Source organism: Vibrio ichthyoenteri ATCC 700023, from assembly GCF_000222605.1.
Classification (GTDB): Bacteria; Pseudomonadota; Gammaproteobacteria; order Enterobacterales; family Vibrionaceae; genus Vibrio; species Vibrio ichthyoenteri.
Map to the genome: position 1 here is coordinate 1 of NZ_AFWF01000277.1, position 12,173 is coordinate 12,173.

Annotated in this window: 13 protein-coding genes; 7 read left to right on the top strand and 6 right to left on the bottom strand. The window is 41.4% G+C overall.

The window, feature by feature from the left end; all coding sequences use genetic code 11:
- The first annotated feature begins 208 nt into the window (after window positions 1-208).
- On the top strand, window positions 209-1,090 hold the full coding sequence (locus RH85_RS18250) for a DUF2971 domain-containing protein (protein ID WP_006714195.1): 882 nt from the start codon (window positions 209-211) through the stop codon (window positions 1,088-1,090).
- A 19-nt stretch (window positions 1,091-1,109) separates the two neighbouring features.
- Here RH85_RS18250 and RH85_RS18255 read toward each other — a convergent pair whose 3' ends face one another.
- Genes RH85_RS18255 through RH85_RS18265 form a run of 3 tightly spaced genes read right to left on the bottom strand, consistent with a single transcriptional unit; the run spans window position 1,110 to window position 4,320 of the window.
- A complete protein-coding gene (locus tag RH85_RS18255; protein WP_006714196.1) occupies window positions 1,110-2,051 on the bottom strand; it encodes a hypothetical protein in 942 nt (313 codons plus the stop codon).
- A 2-nt stretch (window positions 2,052-2,053) separates the two neighbouring features.
- Entirely contained in the window at window positions 2,054-3,172 is a 1,119-nt protein-coding gene (locus RH85_RS18260; protein WP_006714197.1) for an AAA family ATPase, read from the bottom strand.
- Complete coding sequence (locus RH85_RS18265; RefSeq protein ID WP_006714198.1) at window positions 3,172-4,320, bottom strand: DUF262 domain-containing protein; 1,149 nt, start codon at window positions 4,318-4,320, stop codon at window positions 3,172-3,174. Before RH85_RS18265 ends, RH85_RS18260 begins: the two co-directional genes overlap by 1 nt.
- 1,361 nt (window positions 4,321-5,681) lie before the next feature.
- Between RH85_RS18265 and RH85_RS22465 the strand changes: the two genes are divergently transcribed.
- Entirely contained in the window at window positions 5,682-5,840 is a 159-nt protein-coding gene (locus RH85_RS22465) for a Hok/Gef family protein (RefSeq protein ID WP_083824897.1), read from the top strand.
- 76 nt (window positions 5,841-5,916) lie between these two features.
- Here the strand turns inward: RH85_RS22465 and RH85_RS18270 are convergent, their stop codons facing one another.
- The 3 genes from RH85_RS18270 to RH85_RS18280 are packed head-to-tail and all read right to left on the bottom strand — an operon-like array spanning window position 5,917 to window position 7,362.
- A complete protein-coding gene (locus RH85_RS18270) occupies window positions 5,917-6,834 on the bottom strand; it encodes a site-specific integrase (protein ID WP_006714199.1) in 918 nt (305 codons plus the stop codon).
- Window positions 6,827-7,090, bottom strand: a complete 264-nt coding sequence (locus RH85_RS18275) for a hypothetical protein (protein ID WP_006714200.1) — start codon at window positions 7,088-7,090, stop codon at window positions 6,827-6,829. The genes RH85_RS18270 and RH85_RS18275 overlap by 8 nt, the downstream gene beginning before the upstream one ends.
- A complete protein-coding gene (locus RH85_RS18280; RefSeq protein ID WP_006714201.1) occupies window positions 7,090-7,362 on the bottom strand; it encodes a hypothetical protein in 273 nt (90 codons plus the stop codon). Before RH85_RS18280 ends, RH85_RS18275 begins: the two co-directional genes overlap by 1 nt.
- A gap of 536 nt (window positions 7,363-7,898) precedes the next feature.
- Here RH85_RS18280 and RH85_RS18285 point away from each other — a divergent pair.
- From RH85_RS18285 to RH85_RS18305, 5 genes are all read left to right on the top strand, one after another.
- The gene (locus RH85_RS18285) at window positions 7,899-8,330 is read left to right on the top strand and encodes a single-stranded DNA-binding protein (protein WP_006714202.1); all 432 of its coding nucleotides are present in this window, start codon (window positions 7,899-7,901) and stop codon (window positions 8,328-8,330) included.
- Between the two features lie 15 nt (window positions 8,331-8,345).
- Window positions 8,346-8,579 carry a hypothetical protein gene (locus tag RH85_RS18290; protein ID WP_006714203.1) on the top strand — a complete coding sequence of 78 codons (234 nt, stop codon included), beginning with the start codon at window positions 8,346-8,348 and terminating at the stop codon, window positions 8,577-8,579.
- Complete coding sequence (locus RH85_RS18295) at window positions 8,576-8,971, top strand: hypothetical protein (RefSeq protein ID WP_006714204.1); 396 nt, start codon at window positions 8,576-8,578, stop codon at window positions 8,969-8,971. Before RH85_RS18290 ends, RH85_RS18295 begins: the two co-directional genes overlap by 4 nt.
- A complete protein-coding gene (locus RH85_RS18300) occupies window positions 8,971-11,124 on the top strand; it encodes a DNA topoisomerase III (RefSeq protein ID WP_006714205.1) in 2,154 nt (717 codons plus the stop codon). Before RH85_RS18295 ends, RH85_RS18300 begins: the two co-directional genes overlap by 1 nt.
- Before the next feature lie 107 nt (window positions 11,125-11,231).
- Window positions 11,232-12,002, top strand: a complete 771-nt coding sequence (locus tag RH85_RS18305) for a GNAT family N-acetyltransferase (RefSeq protein ID WP_006714206.1) — start codon at window positions 11,232-11,234, stop codon at window positions 12,000-12,002.
- Window positions 12,003-12,173: the final 171 nt, after the last annotated feature.

The window sequence follows — 12,173 nt, forward strand, 5'->3', positions numbered from 1 at the left end:
GTGTGTTAGCGACAGCCTTTAACCAATTCAGCATCAAACTCTTTGCAATACTTTTCCTCATCAATTGAAGAGGTGATTTTTTCTGTTTAGCGATAACGTCTTCGTAAACCTGTAATTGTTATTGTATATATTTCAAAAGAACAGTAGATTCAATAGAATGAAAATTATTATTCTCATGTTCCCAGAAGCCGTATTTAGATAAACGCGCATGCCGTATATACAAATGTTACGCGAAGAAGAGGGTTCAATAATTACTAATCTATATAAATTTAGAACAGTTGATACCTATAGCTTGAGTGCATTAGCTAATTCTCAGCTTTGGTTTTCTGAAATCCAAGCTTTCAATGACCCATTTGAAGGAATGTTTATTTTAGATGATTCGCTCTCTGATGAAATTTTGAAGCTATGGGAAAGCTCTGCATCTTGGAAACCGGATTCAGAGGTCAATGTAGCAGATAGGGATGCAAAGCTTAGGCAGCTTGGACTCAATAAGCATGACTATACAAAAGAGGACTTTGTTAGAGCCTTAGCAATGGATGAACTAGATATCATTGTTAGCCTTGTACGTATGTCGAAAATTGTTTCTATGTCCCTTTCGGATAGAGAAAATGACCCAATAACAGAAAACTTAATGTGGTCGCATTATGCCGATGGTTTAAGGGGTTTTTGCTTGGTGTTTTCAAATGAGCAGTTGCAGTACGATATCAACGAATCCTCAGATCGAGTAATGAGACCAATAAAGGTAATGTATCAGAATGAGCCTAATGCACTTAGGTTATCAGATTTTTTAGGTTCTGAAACTGTATTGGGTGATTCTGAAATTGACTACATAGAGCATGTTATTCAAACAGTCGCAACAAAATCCAAATCTTGGAAATACGAAAATGAAATGCGTATTCTATCAATGAGTGAAAACAATATGCATTCATATACATCGCCAGCTTTGTTGGAAATAGTCATCGGTGACAAAATGCCACTCGATCAGCAAAGATTGGTAATACACACCGCAAAAATGGCTAATCCAGATATCATAGTACGCAGAGCTAAACTAAAGAATAACAGCTATGCAATTGAAATTAATGACTACTAAGTTCAAAATCGCATAACTACTACTCTGAACTGGTTTTAAGATGATTTCCAAAATAACCAATACAAACAGTGTTATTAATGTAGTCGGAAATAATATGCATTCTTTTGGAATTAGGGAAGTTTTTCACATGATCTTCGAAAATCTGATTACCAAGTGTTGGGTGTTTAAAGCGCCTTAACCGTTTTAACCTACTGTTATCCATCGTTGGTACACTTTCACCAGAAATCCTTAGATTTGCATTTTTCGCAAGCTCAGTTATATTTTTTGATAGTGTTATAGCTGTATCTAATTGTTTTAACGCTCTTATGGCGTAACGTTGATCTATAGCAGATAGTGTCGAAGAACGGAATGTCTTTAGAACTGTATGACTAAAAATAAGGTTTGGGAAATCTATATTTTTTTCAGTTTCGATGCTATTGAAATAATCTCTATTAGCTTGCTGTTCTTTTTCCAAGCCAACTAGAAACAGTTCTATATGGCTTAATGTACAAATATTCGGTACATCTACTTTATTTGAATGTTCTACGTCATTCAAATACCATAATTGGTTTATTTTTATAGAGTTTGCTTTCCAATGTGCTTTAGAAGGAAAGCTTAGACCATGAGAGTCATTTAAAGACGCATACCCTAGACCTTCAACATCAACGTTAGTATCTGATGCCAAATGGAAAAGATATTCTGAGTGCGGAGTAGTTACTGGACACTTAATGCTTGAGAGAACACTCTGTATTTGTCTAAATTGATCTTTGTCATCTATATTGTTTAGCCATTGCCCAAATTGAAAGTTCTCAGCATATACTAACGAATTCCAATCCCCTTCAATTCCGTCTGCTCTAGAAAACTGAACATTAGATAGCTTAGTTCTATGTAGCATCTCAAAGAATGACGCTAGATTTTCATTGCATTCATCTTCAGAATCAAAAGGTAAAGAGGCTTCATTTAACACGATTGAATCGTACACTATCAGTCTTCCCTTAATAAATGGCTTAGGCTTTTATCCCACTCATCGAAAAAATTAACCGGCCAATGCTCTATTCTTCCTTTAGAATCTATAACAACTTTATCGGCGCTAGCATAATGCTCATTACTTGTAATATCTCTTGATAGAAAGTAGATCAGAGCGTTATCTGCCATTATATTTTTGCTCTTTATTGATGTACGGACACCATTTAAAATATGATCGCTATGCGTTTCAACAATAATTTGAACACCACTCTGAGCAGCGATGGCCATTAGTTTCGCAACTATAGCTTGGCCGGAAGGATGTAAGTGTGATTCAGGGTTTTCAATTACTAACAGGTCTCCAATCCTAGAGCCGAGGATGGAGGTTACTACTGGTAAAACATAGGTTAGACCAAACCCCGTATTTTCAGGACGAAACTTAGCTGTCAACTCAGAAGAAGACTCAAATTGATAGTGCAAACTAGCTTGGTTAATGTCAGGGATTAATTTCGTTATTACTTTAGTCCCCGGAGTGATATCTGACATCCAAGCGTTTACATTATCAATAAGAGATGTAGATGTAGCCTTTTCATGCTGAAGTTGGCTAATCGATATGGGTTTGTCTCCATGTTGAGACAAAAAGTGGGCGGTATACTCCCCTTTTATCCCAAGCGAACGGCGAGTACTAATCGCATACTCTGAAACGTCATAAAAACTTTTTGGGCTAATTCTCTCGGCAGAAAGATACTGGAACTTAGACACAAAAAGAGCTTCTTCAAAAGGAGAACCTTCTAGGGTAGTGAAGCCGCCGTTAACAGGCTGCATATTAGAATTCTCAACATAATCAAATGTAATATTCAATTCTGATTCTGGCCAACATGCTTCTATATTTATAGATTCGATTTCAGCATCGTGAAATAGAACATCCTTACCATTACCTAAACTTACATACTCTCCTGATAAATTTAGTCCGGTATTTGGTAGCATATGCTGTTCAAATGACTGTCTTAGTAAGAGTAAAGATTGAATTACAGATGATTTACCCATGCCATTCAATCCAGAAAACATGGTTAGATTAGATAGTTCAAAATCTTCATCCTTAATTGACTTGAAGTTTCTTAGACCTAAATGCTCTAGCATTAGTTTTCCTCGATTAAAAAGTTGGCAATTAATTCTCGAACACGTCCAAACCTAGTTTGAACATTGTCAGTATTGGCTGTTGATTTGCTGATCGAAATGTCGAACTCAGTATCTTTAAGAAGTAGCTTAAACTCTTCTTGAAATTTCAATTTGTTTTTAACCAAATACTCTCTACTTTCGTCGTCTAATGAGGCTAGACAAACTGAGACAGCTTCAAAAAGGGGCTTATTTACTACCTTCTTATGTTCAGGCTCTAGTAAACTCTTTTTAAAGGCATTATCACCAAATACGTCATATGCTGTTCGCATCGATGAGAGGAAATCTGATTTAAGCTGCTCCAATTTGCTTGCTTCTAACCTTCCAAGTTCAATCATACCAAGGTTTAGAAATTTTGGTAAAGAAGACTTATATGAATCTGATCCATAGAGTCTGAAAATAACATGTCTCAACGCCAATTCTTCATGTGACATTCTTAGATTTTTATTAATAACCACACAAAGAAAATCTTTTTCTAATACTAACTTCCTTAGAAAGGTAGATGCAGCCCCCGAATTTACAGACTGACTCATAGCATGCCGAATCTCTTGTGGATTGAGCTTTAAACCTCCGGTATTTATACGATTAAATAAAGAATATTTCATCTCTAAAGGAGTACCTGGCTTTATCAAATACACGGAAGTTTGAAACTCATCGATACGTCGTTGTAATGATCGCGGGAGTTCATCATAGCTCAACCCTTCGAGTTCGGTAAGGAACTCCAAATTAGTTAAATTCAATTTTTTATGTACTACAAAGTTTCCTATAGCTGACAAGCGCTGAAGACCGTCGACCACTTGCCATTTATCTTCAACTAGTGCATCAAAATAGAATGCCGGTATAGGTAACCGTATAAGGATCGACTCTATCAACCGGCTCTGCTCCTGCTTACTCCATAAATCTGCGGAACGCTGAAAGTTCGGCATAAGATCGATTTCATCGTGTGTAAGGCGCATGATTAACGTTCCCAAGTTTGGGGTCGTAATACTTACATCAACTTTTTTAGGGTCAAACGGCTCGACTTGTTCAATCGAATCATCGTATTCACCCAAATCTTCTTTATCAAAGCCACTTTCTTCTATGTCATCTTTTGAATTTAGAGTACTAGACATGAGTCTTATCTTCCTAAGTGCCCGCTAACAATGGTGTTTTAAGGTCAAAGTTTATCATATTATGAAAATGAGTAGATAAATGAATTGAATCATTTTCATGTCGAGAGTGTAAACAATTGATATAGAAACACACTGGGTGTTAAACCATTTTTCTGAGAAGCACAATCTACAAACATTTACCCGATCGGTAACTAATTCAATCTACCTGCTTTATCCTTTCAACCACCTTAGTGAGCTTAAGTTATTGCATAAAAAATTTAACTTCCAAATCAAGTTGACTATGAAGAGGGTCAATGCCTGTCGATAACTGCAGCGGATAAAACATTTGATCTGTACCAGATAGACTGGGCACCAAGTTAAGCTATTTCCCATACATAAAGTAATTCAACATCTACTAAATTAGCAAAGTCACTGACACACCTTTGTCCAATTGTTACTTACGATGCCAGCTGGCCGACTGTACGATCTAGTCGTTATTAACCAGTGGATGCGTAAGATCGGGTATGAGTTACGACAGCAATGACTATCGAACTACGAGGCATCATTCGATTTGTTTGCTCTCGTTGTTCTACTTCAAACAGTTTCTGCTACAATATCCGTGAAAGAGCCCAGTGTTGGCTCTCAACACTAAGCACACGGGAACTACACCGCCCTTAAATCGCTTTCTGAAACGTGTCGCGGCCTTCGGGCTGGAAAGCTTCTTCAACTTTGTTCCTCAATAGAGGGATATAACTGACTGTTGGCCACTGTGCCAAATCAACTATCTCGATACTACTCGATCGAACGTCAACTACTGGTCTATGTGATCGGTAACTAACTATCTGATGCAACGGTTCTGAGGGGGACTACTGTGTCAATTTCTGCTTTTAGGAGAGATTCTTAAATTTGTTACTGTCGTCAGCTCAATGCTGACAAGCTTAAATCATGCTTGAATGATTAATTCGTGGTGGATCCACGTCGCCGGAGGGCGTTTACTTACGCAATCAATGAAAAGGCCTGCATTTTATGCGGGCCTTTTGCGTTAATGGAGAGCGGGCTATGGCAAAAATTTATGTCGATAATTTTTTCATTGGAGAATTATTAACCATCCCCAGCTTATGCACTTTTTTTGTGAGTAAGTGACGAAATTAGTGTCAATTCAATGTGATGGAGTCAGGTGTATAAAGATAGATTTAGCGGTGATAATTCTGATAGAATCGCATTGGGCGCTCTTGGCTTATCAGTCATGAGCGTTTTGTAAATGGCTGATAAACAAAAGCCCCGTTATCCGGTTACTGTTGACGCAGTAACTTTCATTTAACGAGGCCTAGTCATGAACTACAACTTGATTATAGCCTCTTCATTGTTAGAGGCAATAATAAATGCCAAAAAATAATTCGTCCCTTGTCGGGTTGGTCGTAATTTGTTTTACGATTCTATGTGCATTATGGTTGGTGCGCGACTCTCTTTGTGAGGTTCGTTACCAGAATGGTAGCACTAGTTTTCTGGCTCATTTTGTTGTCTACGAAACTGTGAAGTAGAGCTGGACTGGGGGGGAATATCCCCTCCAGATTCAGTTTGTAGAGCAGAGTCTAAGAGCGCCCATGTTTTTTACTTTTAACGCGCTGCCGGCGTTAAGTAGTGCGATGTTATTTCTTTTCTAAAATGGCCAAGCTCTTGGCTTACAATTTCCTTTTTCTCCGAATACGGCTCATTTGTGATAGTGTGATTCATACGCTCTTGTGCATAGCTGTATCGAAGGCCGTGCGCACCGTGTGACCATCCAAAAACAGATTTAGATAATCGGCTAAAGGCATCAGTAAATTTTTTTCCACCGGCGATATCGTAATAGGTAGTGATTGGGCACTTACGATCGATCACCACCTTTGGTTCAGCTAGTCGTTTAGTCTCAAGAATATCGGATAATTTTTTCGGAATGCTGACTTCTCTATATAGTCCGCCTTTGCCTTTAACAACATACCTGACACCATCGATTCCTTGAAAACGATCTGTGCGCCACGTTCTATTGGTGGATGCGCTTACCTCATCTAAACGACGTATTGTCAGAAGTTCTTGCGCACGTAACCCAGCAGAATAAGCGATTGCGGTGGACAATCGATTTCGATCATTTTGATGCTTCATTAACGTTGTCACTTGTTCGTAGGTATAAGATCTATTCACCCATTCTCTTGGTTTTAAATCACCTTGGATTATGACTTTGTTTCCTTGATCATATATATCAACAATCCGTTGTAACAATGTTCTTTGGTTTTCAAGCGACCGAGCAGCAATAACATTTCTCTGTGATTCTATGTACTTATTGGCAATGTCTGCTGTTATTTGTTTTATTCGTTTAATACCTAATTTGTCCATAATAGTTGCTGTAACTTCAATGTGACGATGATAGGTCATAATAGCTCGTAGTTTATCAGGCGCTTCAGTTTTTGATTTACCAAGTCCATTATAATAGTGATTGTAGAATCGAGAGGCTTGTTCTTCGAGTTTTTCTTTTTTTCGTCCTTTATGTTTACCCATCAATGCCTAACCTTTTCCAATGTTGAACTCTATTGTAAAGAGCTGTTTTACTGATTGATATGTTATGCTTTTCTTTTAGCCAAAAATTTATCTCACCATATGAACATTGATACTTATTATGAAGTATCAATATCTCACTCCGATGTTTATCAATAATACTGCCGCGATCTTTTGTTTTATGGTGTATTGGGTTGGCATTTGTTTTTATCGGACTAGCCATTGCCTCAATGATTGAATCTATACCTAAATCAAACATCAATGTTTACCCCATTTCTCAACTCTTCTCATTATGTTCGATGGTGAAATACTAAAACCATGATAATCGTTGAGCCAATATGAAATTCTTTCGTAACTAAGGTTAAGTTGCCTCAATGCAAGGATTTCTCTTTTGTATGGATCAAGTTTAGAACGTCTAGTTTTTTTATGATTATTTTTAATGAAAGAATAATCATGAAAAAGCTTTTCATCTAATGACGGTGTTTTTATTTCTGTCTCAGATTTTGCGTCAAACACAGTGCGTTTATCCATTAATTTTAATTGCCTCAATTTAAGGTGTTTTTTGTTTGTGATGCAAGTGATATCAGTCCCTCAATGGTGATTCGTTAGAATCAGCGTTGAGGGGCTGGGAGGGGAGAACGACGGGTTCTTTCTGACTAAGGTGTTTGTATTAGGATGGGAGGTGTTGAGGCAATGAAGAAATAACCTGTCGGGCGATGAGGCAGTTTATTGAGGCAGATAGGTGGGTGTTGTTGAGTGAGGCAGAAATAAGGATCTTGTCCGAAGGTGGAATAGGTTGGTCTGAGGCAGTGTGATTGTGCGAATGTGATGGGTATGGCGCAGAGGTTTATTTTTTGATGTTCATCAAAAAATAAATGAGGGGAAAGGGAAAAGGGTTTTTGCTTATGGTGGTGCTGAGCGGAGGTAATAGATTGTTGAAGTATAACAGAAGTAAAAATAAAAAACCGCAAGTTAAAATAAATATTTTAAATGCGTTTTTTTGTTTTTCTTCCTGCTAATCTTTTGCCTGACGTTTATACCATTACATTGATTTGGAGAAATACATCATGGCAAAGAGCTTATTTGTTTTTGACGGTAATATTGGTGGTGCGCCAGAACTTCGTTGGCAGCCTGGTAATGAAAAGTCGGGCGGTGAAGCGCGTCCATTGTTGAAATTTAACGTGAAATACGATCGCTTAATCAAAACACAAAGACCAGAGCAGCCTTATGAAGATAAAGGCGGATTTTGGGTCAGTATTGATTATTGGGGTAAAGACGCTGAGTCGCTCAGTAAATTATTGCAAAAAGGGATGCGTGTTCGTATTGAAGGTGAACTTCGTATGGATTCATGGCCTGATAAAGATAATCCGTCTGAAATGATCACGGGTATGGCGTTGACGGCGTCATTAATTACGATCATGCCACAGCGTGTTCAGTCGGTAATATTGAAAGAGCGCTCACAGCAATATCAACCAGCTCAGCCTGAGCCAGAGTTTTAAATAAGGAGCAATGGTATGAAAGGGGTGAATTTAACCAATGCCATTGCTGCTTTACGTGCCCGAGTTCGGGCGCGTAGAAGTGGTGATGCGCAGCTATTGGCTCAGGCGGATTTGGACGTCAAAGCACAACAACCTTATTGCGCGCAGGTGCAACAAGCACTGATCCAAAACCGTGACAATATGACGTTAAGTAATGTTACCGCGGGTTGGGTGAAGTCGCGTTTGCGCGAGAAAGGAGCCTTGTCATGACAGTCGATTCTTGTATGGCTTATCTACTGCATAACCCTGTTGAAGCCGTAGTGGCTGACAAAGCCTTGTTTAATTTCACTCACGAAACATCGCATCCGATAGAGCCTGCGGTGTATGTACAGCTTCAAGCTGAGGCTTTATATGGCGTGCGCCTCGGTGCGCGCCGACTTGGAGAGATTTTGGTGCAATTCTATGGTTATCGATGGGTAAAAGGCCCGTTGCCGATCTTACTGGAAAAGGTGGATGTGAGGCAGGCCAGAGAAGAGGCTGATACGGATGATTTGTTTCATAACGATGCCTTAGATCGCGATGGCTTGATACGGGCTATTCGTCAATCCATACCCTGTGACGTGGTCACGTTGGCTGAGCGTCTTGATGAGGAGGTGGCATAATGCGTGTGTTTTTATGTGAAAAACCGTCTCAAGGACGTGATGTTGCCGCGGTTCTTGGTTGTACTAAAAAGATTGAGGGGGCTTTGACTGCGGCGAATGATGCAGTGACAGTGACCTGGGGGATTGGTCATATTTTGTCTCAAGCGAACCCAGAAGATTATGACCCAGCATTAAAAGCATGGGCCTATGACACATTACCGATTGTTCCATCCAATTGGCAAATGATGGTGCCGGCGGATAAGAAGAAGCAATTTAAGGTGATCAAACAGTTGCTACTTAAAGCCACTGAGGTGGTGATCGCCACGGATGCGGACCGAGAGGGGGAAGTCATTGGGCGCGAGTTGCTGGATTTTGTTGGTTATCGTGGACCAGTTCAACGTCTCTGGCTCAGTGCTTTGGATGAAGCGAGCGTGCGCAAGGCGCTGGCGAGCTTAAAGCCTGGGCATGAAACTGAACCCCTTTATTGGGCTGGGATGGCTCGTAGTCGTGCAGATTGGTTGCTTGGGATGAATCTCACTCGCCTCTGCTCTTTGCTCGCTCGCGATGCGGGCTACAGCACGGTTTTTTCCATTGGTCGTGTACAAACGCCGACGCTTCGTCTTGTCGTTGAGCGTGATTTGGCCATTGCTCGTTTTATCTCGAAACCGTTCTTTGATCTGGTGGCTGGGTTTAATGGTTTGTTTGATGCGAAATGGCAAGTGCCGGATACGTTGGGTGATGAGGCAGGGCGCTGTTTAGCTCGTGCTTCTGCAGAGAGTGTGGTGAGCCAGTGCCAAGGACAACAAGCCGTTGTTTCTGTTTTTGAAACCAAACGTCAAAAAGCGAAGCATCCTGCGCTGTTCTTCTTGAGTGCGCTGCAAAAAAGTATGTCTTCACGATATGGCTACAGCGCCCAGCAAGTACTCGATACGGCGCAAGCCTTGTACGAAAAGCATAAGCTAACGACGTACCCACGAAGTGATTGTGCTTTTTTGCCGATGAGTCAGTTTGATGAAGTAAACGATATTGTTCGTGGTTTGGCGCAGGTCGGTGAATTTAGTGGGTGGTGTCAAGGTGTTGATACCTCGCTAAAGAGTGCGTGCTGGAACGATAAGAAAGTGGCGCAAAGCTCTCACCACGCCATCATCCCAACAGGGAAGCAGCCTGATTTAGCCACATTAAGTGAACAAGAGCGAAATGTTTACATTGCGATTGTTCAGCGTTATCTCGCTCAGTTTTACCCTCATGCCGAAGACGATGCGACGACCGTCGAGCTGACGTGTGGCGCTCATCGTTTTAAAACGCGAGGGGTGGTAGAACGCGTTAAAGGTTGGCGGATCATCTTGGCATCGGAGGGAGACACCGATGAATCGCAGGAGGGGAAAGGGGAAGAGCAAAAGCAATCTTTGCCTGTTTTAACGGTCGGTCAATCGGTTTCCGTTTCAAGCGCGCGTGTTGTGGAAAAGAAAACCACGCCACCGGCGCATTTTACCGAAGGCTCGCTCCTCGATGCGATGGCCAACATTGCGCGTAGCGAGAATATCCCGGCTCAGTTTAAAGCGATTTTGAAAGAGACGGCGGGGCTTGGAACCGAAGCGACACGTGCAGCCATCATCGAGACACTAAAAAAACGTGGCTTTATCGATGCCAAAGGCAGCGGTAAAAGCAAAAAGTTGATCAGCAGTGATTCTGGTCGAGCGTTGATTGGGGCGTTGCCGGATGAAATCAGCAATCCCGTTATGACCGCGATTTGGGAGCAATCGCTCGATGCCATTGAAAAGCGAGCCATGACGTTGGACGACTTTATGCAGCGTCAAGAAGGGTTTGTGCGTGCCATTGTCTCGAAAGTAAAAAGTGGTGAACTCCAGTTGAAACTGCCTAAGCACGTTGAAGTGACGCATCCGTGTCCACTTTGTGGACAGACGATGCACTCACGCAAAGGAAAAACAATGTTCTGGGCCTGCGCCAACAAAGAGGCGTGTGGATTGATTTTGGATAACGCCAGAGGTAAGCCTGCGGCGCATCAAAAATGCAGTTGCGGAAAAGGCGTGCAAGTTCGCAAGCCAGGCAAAGAGAAAGGTAAGTTTTACTGGAGTTGCAGCGCGTGGAAGCAAGGCTGTACGAAGCGTCACTTTGATGAAAAAGGGAAAATCGGTCCTCAAATTGGCAGTTAATCAAAATAATGTGTCAGCGAGATAGCTCAAAAATCACGACTATCTCGTTGATGACACAATTTAGGCAAATAAAATCAATGACACAATCTCGGTGTTAGGAGAAGGAAATGACTGAGGCAAAGCACTTTAAACAAGGCGATCGTGTTCGAGTGATGAACCACGATTATCCTGGGTTGTTCAAGGTGGTTAATCCGTTGAATCTACAGTTTGATGAGGCAACTCAGCAGGCGGCTCTCGTGGTTATGATTGAGCCCGTTAATGTGGATGAGTTTATAAAGCACTTTTGCAGCGAGGCGTTGTTGGCGGATATTAAGCAGTTTGAGCTTTTGATTAAGCCGGAATGTTTAGAGTTGGCCGTTGAGCCAGATATCCCAATGGCAATCGAAATGGATTCATGCCTGTTGGATCACTGGGATGAAGGTGAGTGGGTTACGGCGATCACCTACGGTCGAAGCTCGATTGATGAGCGAAAACGATGCTATGGGTTGTATCAAAGTGATGAGCAGAAGGATTTGCCGCAGATGAGTGAGCGTTATTTTACTCATCCCAATCACACCTTGTTTGAGCTTTGGGAAGGCAGAGAGCTGATTGGCATGTTGAACATGAATATCTCTCGAACCGCGACGACGCTTTATCTCAGTATTAACGCGGTGCTCGTGATAAACCAAGCGCAAGGTAAAGGCTTAGGCTCGCGATTAGCAATGACGGTGAGCCATTTTGTCGATCACTGGCGCCAGCAACAAGAATGGATAAATAAGCCCGAAGTTGTTATCCATGCCGAGTTACTGAGTGAGCGTGGCGAGGGTTTTCTGCAGCAATTTGCGCAGCGCTTTGATAATCCATCACACCTAACATTGGTGCGAGATTGGGGATGGTGATATGCGCCAGTTCTTAACTGAAACTCAGCTCGATGCCTTGCTGTCGCTCTATTCCGATCGTGATTTCCCAGATAAAACCCGCGAGGCAGTGAGATTGCGCATTATCAATGGGCATACCTATGAACTTGCAGAGTTCATCACTGGTGTATCGAGGCGCAATATTTATCGAGG